Source organism: Thauera butanivorans, from assembly GCF_048398245.1.
Lineage (GTDB): Bacteria > Pseudomonadota > Gammaproteobacteria > Burkholderiales > Rhodocyclaceae > Thauera > Thauera butanivorans.
The window spans coordinates 3847084-3863251 of sequence record NZ_CP183038.1 but is presented as its reverse complement, the minus strand read 5'-3'; the positions used below and the strand labels follow the sequence as shown (position 1 = coordinate 3863251).

Sequence of the window (16168 nt, the reverse complement as noted above, 5' to 3'; positions counted from 1 at the left end):
TTCGCCATGTGGACTCAAGTCATCATGCTGGTCGCGTCGCTCGTGATCAGCTATCTCACCCGGCCCAAGCCCGCGGTGCCCAAACCTGCCGCCCTGGACGAATTCGAGCTGCCGCAGCCGGACGAAGGCACCCCGCAATGCGTCATCTTCGGCGATTGCTGGACAAGTGATTGGCAGGTGCTCAGCTACGGCAACCTGCGCACGCAATCCGTCAGGACCAAGAGCGGCAAGTGATGATCGCGGAAACCGACGATGTGTTCGTCACCTTCGAGCACATGCACAACATTCCCGGCTGGGGCGCGCGGCCGGGCTTCTGCCACCGCGGCGCGCGCACCTGGTGCGCCCAGTACGGGCTGGATTGGGAGTCCATCGTGCGGGCCGGTGGCATTCCTGCGTCGATGCTGATTGCCACCGGCGATGCCATGGCCGCGGCGCTGGTCGACTACGCCCGGTCTCAGGAGTGCGGCAATGGGTAGCGGCAAGAAAGTCACCATCGGCTACAAGTACTACATGGGTATCCACATGGGCCTGTGCCGCGGCCCGATCAACGCCCTGGTCGCCATCGACGCCGGCGGCAAGCGCGCCTGGGAAGGCAGCGTCACCGCCAGCGGCACCGTCAGCATCAACAAGCCCGGCCTCTTCGGCGGCGACAAGAAAGAGGGCGGCGTCGACGGCACCTTGCACGTCATGATGGGCGAGCCTGCGCAAACCGCCCCGGCGCCGCTGGCTACCATGCTCGGCGGTGATGTGCCCGGCTTCCGTGGCATGTGCACGCTCTTCTTCGATGGCTTGGTGTCGGCCATGACACCGTACGTCAAGCCGTGGAAGATGCGCATCCGCCGCAGTACTGCGGGCTGGGACGGCCCGGCCTGGTATCCCGAACGCGCCGTGATCCAACTGGTTGCCGGGTCGATCCATTCGATGAATCCCGCGCATATCGTCTACGAATGCCTCACCAACCGGCAGTGGTCGCGGGGCATGCCGCGCGATCGCATCAACGATGCAAGCTTCCGCGCTGCGGCCGACAGGCTCTACACCGAAGGCTTTGGCCTGTGCCTGCGCTGGACACGGCAAGAGTCGGTCTCAAACTTCATCCAGACCGTGCTCGACCACATCGGCGGCACGCTGTATCAAAGCCGCTTCGACGGTCTGTTCCACCTCACCCTGGTCCGCGACGACTACACCGTGTCGGCGCTGCCGCTGTTCGACGAAGATTCCGGCCTGTTGAGCATCGACGATGACGACAACGCCGCAGCCTCCGGCGCCACCAACGAAATCATCGTCCAGTACCACGACCCGGTCAGCGACCAGGATCGTATGTGGCGCGAGCGCAATCTGGCTGCCGTGCATGCCGACGGACAGATCCTGTCGCAGACCCTGCGCTACCCCGGCATCCCCACCGCCGAGCTGGCCGGGCGCGTGGCGATGCGCGAGCTGCGCACACGCGGCGGTCGCGTCAAGCGCTTCAAGGTTCGGCTCGATCGCCGCGGCTACCGTATCAATCCGGGTGACGCCTTCCGTATCCGCAGCCTGAAACGCGGCATCGCCGACATGGTCGTGCGCGCTGGCCGGATCGAGGATGGCACGCTCACGTCCGCAAACATCACCATTTCGGTCGTGCAAGACATTTTCGGCTTGCCTGCGCTGGCCATGTCCGCGCCCCAGCCGCCGAACTGGGTAGCGCCCGACTCGACCCCGGCTGCCGTCGTGCATCGCCGCCTGGTCGAACTGTCGTGGCGCGACCTGGCCGCGACCACCGATCCCGCCAACCTGGAAATCATCGACCCAACGGCCTGCCGGCTCGCGGCGCTGGCCGTGCGGCCCACCAGCATGTCGCTCGGCTACGTGCTCGAGACCCGCGTTGGCTCTGGCGCCTGGGCCGAGCAGGATACGGGCGACTGGGTAGCCAGCGGCCTGCTCGTCGGCGCCCTGGGCAGGACCACCACCGCCTTCGCGCTCACCGCCGGCGCCGACCTCGACGCCGTGAGCGTCGGCGCCCTAGCGCAAATCGGCACAGAGCTGGTGCGCGTCGCCACCTGGAACGCCTCTACGCAGTCCGGCACGCTCGCGCGCGGCTGTGTCGACACCGTGCCCGCCGAGCATGCCGCCGGCGCGCGAATGTGGCTCGTGCCCGACGGCATCGCCATCGACGGCACCGACTACGCCCCCAGCGTCACCGTCCAGGCCCGCCTGCTTACGCAAACCTCCTCCGGTACCCTGGCTGCTGCCCTGGCCGGCACAGACAGTCTCACAATGGCCCGCCGTGCCGATCGTCCCTATCCGCCCGGCCGGCTGCGCATCAACGGCGCCGCCTACCCGGCAACCGTCACCGGCGCCGTTACCGTCAGTTGGGCACACCGCGACCGCAAGCTCCAGGCCGACCAGGTCATCGACACCGAACAGACCAGCATCGGCCCCGAGCCCGGCACCACCTACCGCCTGCGCCTCTACAGCGGCGCCACGCTCAAGCGCACCTACGCCGGCATCACCGGCACCAGCCAGACCTACACAACCGAGCACGAAACCGCCGACGGCGGCCCCTTCAACCCGCTGCGCATCGTGCTCGATTCAGTGCGTGATGGCCTGTATTCCAGCCAGGCGCACGACATCACGGTGGGGAGGAGCTAGGGAGAAAAAGACGGGCGACCCGTGGCGACGTTGCAGCGCCCCCACGAACCCCGTTCCCGCTGACGCAACCAGCAAGTCCGGCAAGGCCCGCCACTCTCGCGAGAGCGGCGCCAAGCCTACGTAATACGCACAGGGCTTGCAAATTGAACGAGATGAGATGTAGCAGCTGCCGCCGCCTGCTGGGGCGTGGGCAGTACCAGAAGGTCGAGATCAAATGCCCGCGCTGCGGTGCGATCAACCTGTTCTTTCACAATCAGAAGGCCGTCGAGCCTCCCTCTAGTGCGACACGATCGCCGAACTCCGGAGACTTCGACCATGCCCACCCACGGCCCCATCATCCCCTGGATCGGCGGTAAGCGCCGCCTGGCCCGCCACATCCTGCCCCTGTTCCCCGAGCACACCTGCTACGTGGAACCCTTTGCCGGCGCCGCCGCGCTCTTTTTCATGAAGGCGCCGGTCAAGGCCGAGGTGCTCAACGACATCAACAGCGACCTGGTCAATCTGTACCGCGTCGTCCAGCATCACCTGGACGAGTTCATCCGCCAGTTCAGTTGGTCGCTGACCAGCCGGCAGATGTTCGAATGGGCACGAGACCAGGCGCCAGGCGCGCTCACCGACATCCAGCGCGCCGCGCGCTTCTACTACCTGCAGCGCCTGGGCTTCGGAGGCAAGGTCGAGGGCAGGACATTCGGCACGGCGACAACCGCAGGCCCGCGCCTCACGCTGGCGCGGCTACAGGCAGACCTCGCCGCCGCCCACGTGCGCCTGGCCAGGGCAACCATCGAGCATCTCGAATGGCACAAGTGTATCCAGCGCTACGACCGCCCCCACACGCTCTTCTACTGCGACCCGCCGTACTGGGGCACCGAAGGCTACGGCGTGGCGTTCGGCCTCGAGCAATACACCCGGCTGGCCGACCTGGCCAGGTCGATCAGAGGCAAGATGCTGATCTCCGTGAACGACATCCCCGAGATGCGTGCTGCCTTCACCGGCCTCGCCATGCAAACCGTCGCTCTGCGCTACACCGTAGGCGGCAACCGCCCCGACTCAAAACCGACACAGGAGCTACTGATCCGCAACTGGTGATGTTTCGCACCGCTTAAATTTGTTTTCCCACACAAAAGCGGTGCGCCCCCCATTTATCGCGCCGGACGGGCGGCATTTATCGCGCGCGGCTTTATCTACAACCACGTGGTGCTGGTGCTGAAAGGGGTATCGCTGCAGGTGCCGGAAGGCCGCATCGTCGCCATCCTGGGCGGCAACGGCGCGGGCAAGACCACCACGCTGCGGGCGATCTCGAACCTGCTCAAGGGCGAGCGCGGCGAAGTCACCAAGGGCATGATCGAGTACCGTGGCGAGCGCGTCGAAGCGCTGTCGCCGTCCGACCTGGTGCGCCGCGGCGTCGTGCAGGTGATGGAGGGGCGCCACTGCTTCGCCCACCTGACGATCGAGGAAAACCTGCTCGCCGGCGCCTACACCCGCAGCGACAAGGGCGAGATCGCCGCCAATCTCGACAAGGTCTATACCTATTTCCCGCGCCTGAAGACGCGCCGCACCAGCCAGGCGGCCTATACCTCGGGCGGCGAGCAGCAGATGTGCGCGATCGGCCGGGCGCTGATGTCGAACCCCAACATGGTGCTGCTGGACGAGCCTTCGATGGGCCTGGCGCCGCAGATCGTCGAAGAGGTGTTCGAGATCGTCAAGGATCTCAACGCCAAGGAAAAGGTGAGCTTCCTGCTCGCCGAACAGAACACCATGGTGGCGCTGCGCTATGCGGATTTCGGCTACATCGTCGAGAACGGCCGCATCGTCATGGAAGGCGCGGCGCAGGAGCTGGCGAGCAACGAGGACGTCAAGGAGTTCTACCTCGGCCTGTCGGGCGAAGGGCGCAAGAGCTTCCGCGAGGTCAAGCATTACCGCCGCCGCAAGCGCTGGCTGAGCTGAGCACGGGCGCCGCAGCGAATTCCACAACGCAGCGAACAGGGATGCCGACATGAATTTCTACGATGAGCGGGAAACCCGCGATCCAGATCAACGCGAGCGCGAGCTGATGGCGCGCCTGCCGGCGCAGATCGCCCATGCGCGCGCGAACGCGCCGGCCTTCGCCAGACTGCTCGCGGACGTCGACCCCGCTGCGGTGTCGAGCCGCGCCGCGCTTGCCGCGCTGCCGGTCACGCGCAAGTCGGAACTGCTGGAGCTGCAGAAGGCTGCGAGGCCCTTCGGCGGCTTTGCCGCCGTCGGCTGGGGCGCGGCCTGCCGGCGGGTGTTCGCTTCGCCCGGGCCGCTGTACGAACCCGAGGGCGCGCGTGCCGACTACTATCGCCTCGCCCGCGCCCTGTTTGCGGCCGGCTTCCGCGCCGGCGATCTGGTGCACAACACCTTCTCCTACCATTTCACGCCAGCCGGCTCGATGATGGAAACGGCGGCCCATGCGCTGGGCTGCACGGTCTTTCCGGCCGGCACCGGCCAGACCGAGCAGCAGCTGGCGGCGATCGCCGACCTGCGGCCCGATGCCTATGTCGGCACGCCGTCCTTCCTGCGCATCCTGCTGGACAAGGCGGAGGAGTTCGGCCTCAGGCCGTCCTTCACCAAGGCCTTCGTCTCCGGCGAAGCCTTTCCCCCCAGCCTGCGCGACGCCTTCGCCGCGCGCGGCATCCAGGCCTTCCAGGCCTATGCCACCGCCGACATCGGCCTGATCGCCTACGAGACCGAGGCGCGCGAAGGGCTGGTGGTGGACGAGGACGTCGTGGTCGAGATCGTCCGTCCGGGCACCGGCGATCCGGTCGCGCCCGGCGAAGTGGGCGAAGTGGTCGTGACCACGTTCAATCCCGACTACCCGCTGATCCGCTTCGGCACCGGCGACCTGTCGGCGCTGCTGCCCGGCGCCTCGCCCTGCGGGCGGACCAATCTGCGCATCAAGGGCTGGATGGGCCGGGCCGACCAGACGACCAAGGTCAAGGGCATGTTCGTGCATCCGGGGCAGATCGCCCAGGTCGTCAAGCGCCATCCCGAGATCACCCGTGCGCGGCTGGTGGTGGACAACCCCGACCTCAACGACCGCATGACGCTGATGTGCGAAGTCGCCGGCGGCGGCGGCGAGACGCTGGCGGCGGCGATCGCCGCCAGCCTGCGCGAGCTGACCAAGCTGCGTGGCGAGGTCGCTTTCCTGCCGGGCGGGGCGCTCGCCAATGACGGCAAGGTGATCGACGACATGCGGACCTACGCGTAAGCTGCGTCCGTTCCGTTTTACCGTGCGGCGCCTGCGGGCGCCGTTCTCGTGTGAGGATGCCCATGGCCGAAACCCCCTGTGATTCCGCACGCGCGCCGCTGGCCGGCGTGCGCGTGCTCGATCTGACACGCTTGCTGCCCGGCCCGCTGGCGACGCAGCATCTGGCCGACTACGGTGCCGACGTCATCAAGATCGAGGACACCGGCGCCGGCGACTACGCGCGCGGCATGGGTGCGATGGGCGGCGACACCAGCTGGTTCTACCAGGTGGTCAATCGCAACAAGCGCAGCCTGCGCCTGGATCTCAAGCATCCGGAAGGCAGGGCGGTGTTCGAGAAGCTGGTGGCGGACGCCGACATCCTGGTCGAAGGCTTCCGGCCGGGGGTGATGGACAAGCTCGGCATCGGCTACGCCGCGCTGGCGCGGATCAATCCGCGCCTGGTGTTCTGCAGCATCTCCGGCTACGGCCAGACCGGCCCCTATGCGCAGCGCGCCGGGCACGACATCAACTACATCGGCTATGCCGGCGTGCTCGACCAGATCGGTGCCGCGGGCGGCGCGCCGGCGCTTTCCAACCTGCAGTTGGGTGATTTGCTCGGCGGCACCATGACCGCCCTGTTCGGCATCCTGGCGGCACTGGTCGATGCCCGCGCGAGCGGCAAGGGGAGGATGGTCGATGTGTCGATGACCGATGGCGTGATGGCCCATGCCATCTTCCCGCTGGCCGAAGTGCTGGCGAACGGGCGAGTGAGGCCGCGCGGCGAGGATCTGCTGACCGGCCAGGTGCCGTGCTACGGCGTGTATCGCACCGCCGACGGCCGCTACATGGCGGTCGGCGCGTTGGAAGAGAAGTTCTGGAACATGGTCTGCGATGCGCTCGAACGGCCGGACCTGAAGCCTTTCCACCTGGCGAGCGGCGAAGCCGGAGAACGGGCCAGGGCCGAGGTCGCGGCCATTTTCGCCCGCCGCAGCCAGGCCGAGTGGGTGGCGCTGTTCGATGGCGTGGATTGCTGCGTGACGCCGGTGCTGAGCCTGGACGAAAGCCTGGAGAACCCTCAACTGCAAGCGCGCGGCATGGTGGTCGAGGTGGATGGCGTGCGCCAGTTCGGCCCGCCGGTGAAGCTGTCGGGCATGCCGGAACAGGTCTTCCGGCCGGCGCCGGCAGTGGCGGGCGCCGACAGCGACGCGGTGCTGGGCGAGGCTGGCTTGAGCGTGGCCGACATCGCGCGCCTGCGCGAGGCGGGCGTCATCTGACGCGGGGCCGGCTGCGGGCAGAGCGAAACAACGGGCACCTCAGGCCGGAGCCGGGCGGTGCCCGCCGGGTGCAGGTCTTGCGCCTGGCCTTACTTGTCGCCGGCAGGCTTGCGCCGAGTGCTGCGGGGGCTCGCCTTGGCTTCGGCCGCGGGCGCGGCGGTGTCGGCCTGCGGTTGTTCGGCCGGATTCATCAGGTTCCAGGGCCACATCGCCGCCGCTGCGGCAAAGGGATTGGTGCTGATATCGGGCCCCGCCTCGTCCGAGTCGGAGCGCGTGCTCATCGCCTTGACCGCGGAGAGCGCGGCGCGCTGCAGTTCCAGACCCTGGATGCTCATCTGCAGCATGTTCAGGTTCATCTTCAGCCAGCCTTCGACCGCCTTCATGTCGGTGATGCGCTTGTCGAGCTCGTCGACGTCGAGGGTGGGCGTGACCATGCCGGGAAGCGAAAAGCCCATGCTGCTCCACATGCCGCGAACGAATTCGAGCGGATCCTGCGCGTTGTGATCTTGAGACATTGACACGCTCCCGATAAGTGGTGGTGATGACCGAATAGTAACCGATGGATCGTCTCGCTGCTGCATCCGCATTCGCGCAGCTCAATGGCCGCCGAGCATGCGGTGCATCAGTGCGCGCAGTTTGGCCGGGCGCAGCGGCTTGTGCAGCAGCGGCAGGCCGGCTGCGCGGGCGCGGGCGAGCGCCTCGGGCGCGGTGTCGCCACTGATCAGCACTGCGTGCAATGGCGGCGCCTGGCGCTCCCGGCGCAGCTTCTGTGCGAGTTCGATGCCGTCGAGCGCACCGCCCAGGCGCAGGTCGGAGATGAGGATTTCGATCGGCTCGGCTTCGTCCTCGAGCTGTTCGAGCAGGTGCTCGGCGTCGTTGGCGACGATCAGTTCGCAGCCCCAGGAAGCGAGCAGACCGAGCATGGCGTCCCGCACCAGCGGATCGTCTTCCACCACGGCGACGCGGACACCGCTGAGGCTGCCGAGAGCACGGACTTCCTCGTTTGCGGCAGTCTCGGCTTCGAGGGGGCCGAAGGGCAGCTCGAGGGCGAACACCGATCCCCGTCCGGGGGCCGAGCGCAGCTCCAGGCGGTGGCCGAGCAGGTCGACCAGGCGGCGCACGATCGCCAGGCCGAGGCCGAGCCCTTTGTCGCGTGCGCGCTCGGGGTTGCCGAGCTGCACGAACTCCTGAAAGATCGCCTGCTGGAATTCGGCCGGGATGCCGGGGCCGTCGTCGCGCACTTCCACGCGCAGGGCGTCGCCGCGGCCGCGGCATGCGATCAGGATGCTGCCGTCCCGCGTATGGCGGACGGCGTTGCTGACGAGGTTGCCGACGATCCGCTCGAACAGCATCGGGTCGCTGCGCACGTACCGCTGCGTCGCCGGCTGCCGCAGGTACAGCCGGATGCCGCGTGCCCGGGCGGCGGGCCGCTGCTCGTCGCGGATGCGCTCGAGAATGGGGGCGGGATCGAAGCTGCGGACGACCGGCACCAGCACGCCGGCATCCAGGCGCGAGATGTCGAGCAGGCTGTCGAGCAGTTGCTCCATCGCGCTGGCCGAGGCGGCGATGCGATCGACGATCTGCCGGCTGCGTGCATCGAGCGCCTGCTGCGACAGCTCCGAGATGAACAGGCCGAGCGCATGCATCGGCTGGCGCAGATCGTGGCTGGCGGCGGCGAGGAAATGCGATTTCGACGCGTTGGCATGTTCGGCTTCGGCCGTGCGGGCACGCAGTTCGGCGGTGGCCTCGTCGATCTGGCGGCGCATGTGGTCATGCGCATGCTCGAGGCGCTCGGCCATTTCGTTCACGCCTCGCGCCAGGCGCTGCAGGCTGCCGCCGCCGCGGGCTGCGGCGCGTTCGTGCAGCCGGCCGTGGCCGATGCGCAGCACGACGTCGGCGACTGCACGGATGGGGCCGGTGACGCCGCGGCTCAGGCGTGCGGCCAGCAGCAGGCTGGCGAACAGCACCACCAGCATCGAGCCGATGCCGGCCAGCAGCAGTTCGGTGCGGCGCTGCTGCAGCCGTTCGAGCGAGAGATCGAGCACCACGATTCCCTGCGGGCGGGCCAGGTCGATGTGCGGCGCATCGGCCGGCGCGAGCGAAATGCCGTCGTCGATGTCGATCGGCATCGGCCGGATCGTCTCGGCCAGCCGCAGCAGCATGCCGTCCTGCAGCAAGGTGGAGCGGGCTTCCAGCGGGGGCGCGAGCCGGGGCTCCGGCAGCGGAGGCGCCGGCGGGTCGGTGGCCTGCCGGCTGAGCGCCAGCAACTGGCCGTCGCGATCGAAGATGTGCACGGCCAGGACGTCGTCTTCACCGGTCGCGGACGAGGCGATCTGCTGCAGCGCCTTGGTGTTGCCGGCGAACATGGCCTGCTCGCTCGCCGCCGCGAGCTGGCGGGCGAAGGCGCGGCCGCGCGCAGCGAGCGCCTCGTCCAGATCGGAGAGGCGCAGGCCGGTGAATACGGTGGTCATGATTGCGGCGAGGATCAGCATCGGCAGCACGGCCGCCAGCATCACCCGCGAACGGACGCCCCAGTCCGAAATCATGGCCTGTCCTCCTCCTGTCTCAGAGTGCGCACGGCCGCCGTCGGCAGACGCCCGTGCGCAGGGGAAGCGATTGTCGCCGTTTTCGGCCGCACGGGGTGAAAGACCCTGCCGGCCTGCATGCTATGCTTCGCCGGCATACGACAGCGAGGGTGGTGTTGCAGGTGGAACGGCATGCAAGCAGGATACTCATCGTCGAGGATCATGCCCTCGTCCGCGAAGCCATGGCACAGAGCCTGGCACGGCTGCAGGCGGGGCTGGTGTGCGTCGAGGCGAGCAGCGCCGACCAGGCGCTGGCCTGCCTCGATGCCGACGGCGACATCGACCTGGCGGTGATCGACCTGATGCTGCCCGACATGAGCGGCTTCTCCCTGCTCGCCATCCTGGCGAAGCGCTTCCCCGAGATTCCGGCCGTGGTGGTGTCGGCGATCGACGACGAGGCATCGGTGAGGCGCGCGATCAAGGCCGGCGCTTCCGGCTACGTGTCGAAATCCAGTTCCAGCGAAGTGCTGCTGCAGGCGGTCAGGGACGTGCTCGAAGGCGGAGTGCATCTGCCCGAGGCGAAAACGGCTGCGCAGCCGGCAAAGCGGGCCCGCTTGCCGGCCAGCGAGCGCTACGGCCTGACCGCGGCCCAGGGGCGCGTGCTCGAACTGCTCGCCGCGGGCAGGACCAACCGGGAGATCGCCGACCTGCTAGGGGTTTCGGAAGGCACGGTCAAGGTGCATATGACGGCGATCTTCCGCGCGCTCGACGTGTCGAGCCGCGCCCAGGCGCTGGTCGTGATGTCGCGCTGCGGCGCGCGGCTTTGAGCGGAGCGGGGCCGTCCGGCCTGGCTCAGTGGGAGCGCCGCGCCGCGCCGGCCAGGCGCAGGGGCCGCTCCGTTGCCGGCAGCGGCTCGACGTCGTCGAGGTGTTCGTCGTCGGCGGCTTCGGCGAAGTCGATCTCGAGAACCTGCAGCACCTGGCGGGCGATCGAACGGCAGGCGTTGGCCAGCGGCGTCGGCAGCTGTTCCGGTATCTGCCGCTGCAGCAGCAGCTTCGAGGACGACAGCGCGTTGACCGGGCGCAGGATACGGTGGCGGTGGGCATGCATCAGCTGCGCGACGGCGCGGTCGGCGGCGTCGCGCTGCCAGGCGTTGTTCGGCCACTGCGAAGGAACGGCGTAGGCGCGCGGGAACATCTCGAGGTCGCGCAGCACGGTGCGGATGTCCTCGTGCGATTCGCGGAACGGCAGCAGCACGATGTCCGACAGTGCATAGAGCTTGCGGTCCATCTCGGTGCGGTTGCCGCCGCCGTCGATGATGCCGATCCAGTCGTCGAGTCCGCGCAGCTTGTCCACGACCTTGGTCAGCGCCTCGCGGGTGCGGGCATCGGCGGTGACGTAGCGCCGGCCGGCGGGCGACAGCGGCTCGCGCGAGGTGTCGGTGAGCACGCAGGCGGCGCGCTGGCCGAGCAGGCCCAGGCCCTGGCACAGCATGTGCGATAGCGTGGTCTTGCCGGTGCCGCCCTTGTTGCCGATCACGCAGATGATCTCAGCCATGAATCCGTCCATCCTTTGCTGGCGGCCGCGGTCGACCGCACGATCGGGATTATCCGGGGACAGGGACGCCGGCAAGCGGTGGAAAAGCGCCGGTTCGACCCGCTATTTCGGCCTATCGGCGCTGTCGCCCGGTACGCCGATCCGGTACAGGTGGAGCTGCGCGCCGCGCCGGTCGCCGACGGCGACGATCCGTTCCGCTTCGATGCCGGGCACGGCGAAGCTGTTGCTGACGAGCAGGCTGCCGGGTTTCATCTCGGCGCTGGCCTTGGCCCAGACCTCCGCCATCGGCACCGGTGACAGAAAGGCATACACCACGTCGCAGTCCGACCATGCCGGGGCGAACAGGTCGCCGCGCCGCCAGTCGATGTTGGGCAGACGACGCGTCAACAGGTGCCCGAGCAACCATGGAATGGGCGCGAGTTCGATACCGGTGAAGCGGCAGTCCGGCCGGGCACGGGCGAGCGGGCGGAGCACCGAGCCGGTGCCGGCACCGATGTCGAGGAGGCGGGCCGGCGCGGCGGGCAGCAACTGGCCGAGAGCTGCCGCGGTCGCGCGGTTGCTCAGGTAGAGCGGCACGCGGCTGTGGAAGCTCGTCCAGTATACGAGCAGCAGTAGCACGAAGCCGGCCAGGAACCAGCCGGGGTGCAGGTCCAGCGCCCGCGCCAGCCCATGGGCGAGCAGCGCGGTGGGCAGGAAGCCGAGATGGATCGGCAGCCACCAGCGTTCGCTGCGCAGCAGCAGGCTGGCGAGGGCGGCCAGGACTGCCTGCGCGGCGACCAGCGGCCACAGGCCGCCGACGAATCCTGCACGGGCGAGGGCGAAGGCGCCTGCCACGCCGAGCAGTTGGGCGCAGAGGGCTTTGAGGGCTGGCGGCATCGGTTGGCGGAGGGTGAAAGACGCCGATCTTAGCCTGCATCCTGAGGTTTATCGGGCATGTCTCCGTGCCGGTGGCTCGCCCGCGCCGCCCGGGGTATCCCTTCTGGGGGCTGCGGAACTCGCCCTGCGGGCTCGGACAGTCCTCGCCCCCGCCAGGGATACCCCGGACGGTGCGGGCTGCCTGGGTGCTTGATCGAGGCCGTTGGCCGTCGCGTTGCGTCGTTTTGCTGCGTAGGGTGGGTAGAGCCGCAGGCGAAACCCACCGAGTCGGATTGTGGAAGGTGGCTTCGTCTGTGCGTGGATTTGGTGCTACTGCTCGCCCTGCTGCGCACCTGTTCGGTGCACGTCTGGAGGCAGGGGGCGTAGGTGGTCTGCTTCAGGCTGTCACCTCCGTTCGTGATCTGCTGTCCGCCATGGCTTCCGTGCCGGAGCCTGGCTGCTCGGCCGTGCTCGCCGGGGTGGCCCGCCATTGCGCGAGCAACTGCCTGCGCTGCTGCGCCGCCCAGGCCATGTTCCTGGTCTTGATGTGGCCGAAGCCGCGAATGCGCTCGGGCAGTTCGGCGATCTGGATCGCCAGCGGCAGGCGGTCCGGGCTCAGGTTGCCGAGCAGTTCCTCGATGTCGGTCTCGAATTCCGTGATCAGCGCGCGTTCCGCGCGCCGCTCCGCGGTGTGGCCGAAGATATCCAAACGTGTGCCGCGCAGCCGCTTGAAGCCGGCGAGCAGGCGGAACAGCCGCAGCACCCAGGGGCCGAAGCTGCGCTTGGCGATGCGGCCGGTATGGGGATCGGGGCGTGCCAGCAGCGGTACGGCGAGGTGGAAGCGCAGGCCGTAGTCGCCTTCGAAGGTTTCGTCGAGCTGCCGCCGGAACGCGGCCGCAGTGTGGAGGCGGGCCACTTCGTATTCGTCCTTGTAGGCGAGCAGCCTGGCATAGCTGCGCGCGACGGCTTCGGCCAGGCCGCTGCCGGCGCCGATGCAGCGTGCTTCCGCTTCGCGCACGCGTTCGACCAGGCGGCGATAGCGTTCGGCATAGGCTGCGTCCTGGTAGTCCGTCAGCATCGCCATGCGGCGCTCGATCAGCGCATCCAGGCCCGGTGCGGGCAGGTTTTCCGCGCTTGCCGGCGGCAGCAGCGCTTCGACGCTCTGCAGATCGTGGGCCGCCCGCCTGCCCCAGCGGAAGGCGCGCCTGTTCATGTCGACCGCTGCGCCGTTGAGTTCGATCGCCTGCATCAGCGCGGCTTCGGACACCGGCACCAGGCCGCGCTGCCAGGCGAAGCCGAGCAGGAAGGGATTGACCGCCAGGCCGTCGCCGAGCAGTGCCTGCGCCAGCCGCTGCGCATCGATGAAGTCGCTGTCGACCGCAGTGGCGTCCCGCAAGGTGGCGATCATGCGCTGCTGCGGGAAGCGCCAGTCGGGGTCGTGGGCGAAGGCCGAAGTGGGAATCTCCGCGGTGTTGATCACGGCCCGGCTGCGGCTGGCCGCCATCTTGGCCAGCGCCTCGACGCTGGCGCTGACGATCAGGTCGCCGCCGATCACCGCATCGGCTTCGCCGGCGGCGATCCGGACGGCATGCAGCGCCTCGGGCTGGTCGGCGATGCGGATGTGGCTGAAGACCGAGCCGCCCTTCTGTGCCAGCCCGGTCATGTCGAGCACGGTGACGCCCTTGCCGTCGAGATGGGCGGCCATGCCGATCAGGGCGCCGATGGTGATGACGCCGGTGCCGCCGACGCCGGTGACCAGGATGCCGAAGGGCGTGGTCGTCGATGGCCGCTGCGGCTCGGGCAGCAGCGGCAGGCTGGCTTCGTCGCCGGCGATGGCTTGGCCCTTGCGCAGGCTGCCGCCTTCGACGGTGACGAAGCTGGGGCAGAAGCCGTTGAGGCAGGAATAATCCTTGTTGCACGAGGACTGGTCGATGCGGCGCTTGCGGCCGAGGTCGGTTTCGACCGGCAGGATGGACATGCAGTTGGACTGGTCGCCGCAGTCGCCGCAGCCTTCGCAGACCGCCTCGTTGATGAACACCCGCAGCGCCGGATCGGGGTAGGTGCCGCGCTTGCGGCGGCGGCGCTTCTCGGCGGCGCAGGTCTGGTCATAGATCAGCGCGGTGACGCCGCCCGAGGCGCGCAGTTCGCGCTGGATCAGGTCGAGCTCGTCGCGGTGGCGGATCGGCACATGGGGGAGGTCGGCCGGACCGTAGGCGCGCTCGGTGCCATCGGTGACGACGACGATGTTGTGCACGCCCTCGGCCTGCAGCTGGCGCACGATGGTGGGCACGTCGAGCGGGCCGTCGTGAGGCTGGCCGCCGGTCATCGCGACGGCGTCGTTGTAGAGGATCTTGTAGGTGATGTTCACCTTTGCCGCGACGGCCTGGCGGATCGCCATCAGGCCTGAATGGAAGTAGGTGCCGTCGCCCAGGTTGGCGAAGATGTGCGCTTCGTCGGTGAAGGGCGCCTGGCCGACCCAGGGTACGCCTTCGCCGCCCATGTGGGTGAAGGTCTGGGTGCGGCGCTCGGGCATCCAGGTCGCCATGTAGTGGCAGCCGATGCCGGCGAGCGCGCGGCTGCCTTCGGGGACGTGGGTGGAGGTGTTGTGCGGGCAGCCCGAGCAGAAGGTGGGCACGCGGTCGGCGCTGAAGCTGCGCTGCGCCAGGGCCTGCTCCTTGGCCTGGAGGAAGGCGATGCGGGTCTCGATGCGTTCCGAGGTGACGAAACGGCCGATGCGCAGCGCGATGGCGCGCGCGATCATCGCCGGCGTCAGTTCGCCCGCGGCGGGCAGCAGCCAGGTGCCGTGGTCTATCGTGCCGTCCGCGCGCTGGACGTGCGCCCATTCCCCTTTCTCGTCGAACTTGCCGACCACGCGCGGGCGCACGTCCTCGCGCCAGTTGTACAGTTCTTCCTTGAGCTGGTATTCGAGCAGCTGGCGTTTTTCCTCCACCACCAGGATCTCTTCCAGGCCTTCGGCGAAGCTGCGCACGCCGTCGGCTTCGAGAGGCCAGACCATGCCGACCTTGTAGACCCGCAGGCCGATTTCGGCGGCCTGTGCGGCGTCGATGCCGAGGTCGTCGAGTGCCTGGCGCACGTCCAGATAGCTCTTGCCGCTGGTGATGATGCCGAGCCGCGGATTGGGCGAGTCGATGACGATCCGGTTGAGCCGGTTGGCGCGGGCGTAGGCCAGCGCGGCATACAGCTTGTAGTGCAGCAGGCGCTTTTCCTGCAGCAGCGGCGGGTCGGGCCAGCGCAGGTTGAGGCCGTCGGCGGGCAGGGCGAAGTCGGTCGGTACCACCACCTGCACGCGCTGGGGATCGATATCCACCGAAGCGGAGGTCTCGACGGTGTCGGCGAGCGCCTTGAACGCGACCCAGCAGCCGGAATAGCGCGACAGGGCGTAGCCATGCACGCCGAAATCGATGTACTGCTGCACGCCCGCGGGGGCGAGCACCGGCATCATCATCGACTTGAAGAAGTGGTCGGTCTGGTGCGGCAGCGTGGAGGACTTGGCGGCGTGGTCGTCGCCCGCGACCACCAGCACGCCGCCGAAACGGGCGCTGCCGGCGGCATTGGCGTGGCGGAAGACGTCGCCGCAGCGATCGACGCCCGGCCCCTTGCCGTACCACATCGCGAACACGCCGTCGTGGCGGGCGCCCGGCGACAGCTGCACCTGCTGGCTGCCCCAGACCGCGGTCGCGGCAAGGTCTTCGTTGATGCCGGGCTGGAACACGATGCCGTGCTGCTCGAGATGGCGGCGCGCCTTCCACAGCGTCTGGTCGAGGCCACCGAGCGGCGAGCCGCGGTAGCCTGAAACGAAGCCGGCAGTGTCGAGGCCGGCGGCCTCGTCGCGGGCTTTCTGGATCATCAGCAGGCGGACCAGCGCCTGGTAGCCGGTGAGATAGACGCGGCCGCTCGTGGCGGTGTACTTGTCGTCCAGGCTGGGGGCCCTTGTCGCGGGATGCGGGTCATGTACGGCCATGGCGCTGTCTCCTTCCAGAGCTTTGGTTTCCGGAATGGCACGGGCTGCCTGCGACACAGGCCTTGTGGGCGGTACCAGCAGGGAGCCGGTGCGATCAGGCTAAGCGAATGCGCGTGGCGCTTTCAATGCCGGAAAACCC

Annotated in this window: 14 protein-coding genes; 9 read left to right on the top strand and 5 right to left on the bottom strand. The window is 68.5% G+C overall.

The features are described from left to right. Positions 1-6: 6 nt before the first annotated feature. The 8 genes from ACNQFN_RS18675 (at position 7) to ACNQFN_RS18640 (ending at position 7110) form a co-directional block, all read left to right on the top strand. A complete protein-coding gene (locus ACNQFN_RS18675; RefSeq protein WP_418647221.1) occupies positions 7-234 on the top strand; it encodes a hypothetical protein in 228 nt (75 codons plus the stop codon). Next, the gene (locus ACNQFN_RS18670; RefSeq protein WP_418647220.1) at positions 234-476 is read left to right on the top strand and encodes a hypothetical protein; all 243 of its coding nucleotides are present in this window, start codon (positions 234-236) and stop codon (positions 474-476) included. The genes ACNQFN_RS18675 and ACNQFN_RS18670 overlap by 1 nt, the downstream gene beginning before the upstream one ends. Further along, positions 469-2628, top strand: a complete 2160-nt coding sequence (locus ACNQFN_RS18665; RefSeq protein WP_418647219.1) for a phage tail protein — start codon at positions 469-471, stop codon at positions 2626-2628. Before ACNQFN_RS18670 ends, ACNQFN_RS18665 begins: the two co-directional genes overlap by 8 nt. Before the next feature lie 152 nt (positions 2629-2780). Then, positions 2781-2984, top strand: a complete 204-nt coding sequence (locus tag ACNQFN_RS18660) for a Com family DNA-binding transcriptional regulator (protein WP_418648934.1) — start codon at positions 2781-2783, stop codon at positions 2982-2984. After that, positions 2944-3714, top strand: coding sequence for a DNA adenine methylase (locus tag ACNQFN_RS18655; protein WP_418647218.1), 771 nt, complete (start codon positions 2944-2946; stop codon positions 3712-3714). Before ACNQFN_RS18660 ends, ACNQFN_RS18655 begins: the two co-directional genes overlap by 41 nt. Before the next feature lie 51 nt (positions 3715-3765). Further along, entirely contained in the window at positions 3766-4572 is an 807-nt protein-coding gene (locus ACNQFN_RS18650) for an ABC transporter ATP-binding protein (protein ID WP_418648933.1), read from the top strand. A 49-nt stretch (positions 4573-4621) separates the two neighbouring features. Beyond that, entirely contained in the window at positions 4622-5857 is a 1236-nt protein-coding gene (locus tag ACNQFN_RS18645) for a phenylacetate--CoA ligase family protein (RefSeq protein ID WP_418647217.1), read from the top strand. A 62-nt stretch (positions 5858-5919) separates the two neighbouring features. Beyond that, positions 5920-7110, top strand: a complete 1191-nt coding sequence (locus tag ACNQFN_RS18640; RefSeq protein WP_088178907.1) for a CaiB/BaiF CoA transferase family protein — start codon at positions 5920-5922, stop codon at positions 7108-7110. Between the two features lie 89 nt (positions 7111-7199). Here ACNQFN_RS18640 and ACNQFN_RS18635 read toward each other — a convergent pair whose 3' ends face one another. Both ACNQFN_RS18635 and ACNQFN_RS18630 read right to left on the bottom strand, forming a co-directional pair. Then, positions 7200-7625, bottom strand: a complete 426-nt coding sequence (locus ACNQFN_RS18635) for a PhaM family polyhydroxyalkanoate granule multifunctional regulatory protein (RefSeq protein ID WP_068639367.1) — start codon at positions 7623-7625, stop codon at positions 7200-7202. Positions 7626-7706: 81 nt separating this feature from the next. Continuing rightward, positions 7707-9656, bottom strand: coding sequence for an ATP-binding protein (locus ACNQFN_RS18630; protein ID WP_068639368.1), 1950 nt, complete (start codon positions 9654-9656; stop codon positions 7707-7709). 161 nt (positions 9657-9817) lie between these two features. Between ACNQFN_RS18630 and ACNQFN_RS18625 the strand changes: the two genes are divergently transcribed. Beyond that, positions 9818-10462, top strand: coding sequence for a response regulator (locus tag ACNQFN_RS18625; RefSeq protein WP_281178483.1), 645 nt, complete (start codon positions 9818-9820; stop codon positions 10460-10462). 25 nt (positions 10463-10487) lie between these two features. Here ACNQFN_RS18625 and ACNQFN_RS18620 read toward each other — a convergent pair whose 3' ends face one another. The 3 genes from ACNQFN_RS18620 to ACNQFN_RS18610 all read right to left on the bottom strand — a co-directional run bounded on the left by ACNQFN_RS18620 (position 10488) and on the right by ACNQFN_RS18610 (position 16029). Further along, on the bottom strand, positions 10488-11192 hold the full coding sequence (locus tag ACNQFN_RS18620; RefSeq protein ID WP_068639370.1) for a ParA family protein: 705 nt from the start codon (positions 11190-11192) through the stop codon (positions 10488-10490). Positions 11193-11294: 102 nt separating this feature from the next. After that, positions 11295-12068 carry a class I SAM-dependent methyltransferase gene (locus tag ACNQFN_RS18615; RefSeq protein WP_418647216.1) on the bottom strand — a complete coding sequence of 258 codons (774 nt, stop codon included), beginning with the start codon at positions 12066-12068 and terminating at the stop codon, positions 11295-11297. A gap of 376 nt (positions 12069-12444) precedes the next feature. After that, the gene (locus tag ACNQFN_RS18610; protein ID WP_068639372.1) at positions 12445-16029 is read right to left on the bottom strand and encodes an indolepyruvate ferredoxin oxidoreductase family protein; all 3585 of its coding nucleotides are present in this window, start codon (positions 16027-16029) and stop codon (positions 12445-12447) included. Between the last annotated feature and the right edge of the window lie 139 nt (positions 16030-16168).

Coding starts and splice junctions, on each gene's coding strand:
- ACNQFN_RS18675 (WP_418647221.1), top strand. CDS start 7: ATGTGGACTCAAGTCATCATGCTGGTCGCGTCGCTCGTGATCAGCTAT.
- ACNQFN_RS18670 (WP_418647220.1), top strand. CDS start 234: ATGATCGCGGAAACCGACGATGTGTTCGTCACCTTCGAGCACATGCAC.
- ACNQFN_RS18665 (WP_418647219.1), top strand. CDS start 469: ATGGGTAGCGGCAAGAAAGTCACCATCGGCTACAAGTACTACATGGGT.
- ACNQFN_RS18660 (WP_418648934.1), top strand. CDS start 2,781: ATGAGATGTAGCAGCTGCCGCCGCCTGCTGGGGCGTGGGCAGTACCAG.
- ACNQFN_RS18655 (WP_418647218.1), top strand. CDS start 2,944: ATGCCCACCCACGGCCCCATCATCCCCTGGATCGGCGGTAAGCGCCGC.
- ACNQFN_RS18645 (WP_418647217.1), top strand. CDS start 4,622: ATGAATTTCTACGATGAGCGGGAAACCCGCGATCCAGATCAACGCGAG.
- ACNQFN_RS18640 (WP_088178907.1), top strand. CDS start 5,920: ATGGCCGAAACCCCCTGTGATTCCGCACGCGCGCCGCTGGCCGGCGTG.
- ACNQFN_RS18635 (WP_068639367.1), bottom strand. CDS start 7,625: ATGTCTCAAGATCACAACGCGCAGGATCCGCTCGAATTCGTTCGCGGC.
- ACNQFN_RS18630 (WP_068639368.1), bottom strand. CDS start 9,656: ATGATTTCGGACTGGGGCGTCCGTTCGCGGGTGATGCTGGCGGCCGTG.
- ACNQFN_RS18620 (WP_068639370.1), bottom strand. CDS start 11,192: ATGGCTGAGATCATCTGCGTGATCGGCAACAAGGGCGGCACCGGCAAG.
- ACNQFN_RS18615 (WP_418647216.1), bottom strand. CDS start 12,068: ATGCCGCCAGCCCTCAAAGCCCTCTGCGCCCAACTGCTCGGCGTGGCA.
- ACNQFN_RS18610 (WP_068639372.1), bottom strand. CDS start 16,029: ATGGCCGTACATGACCCGCATCCCGCGACAAGGGCCCCCAGCCTGGAC.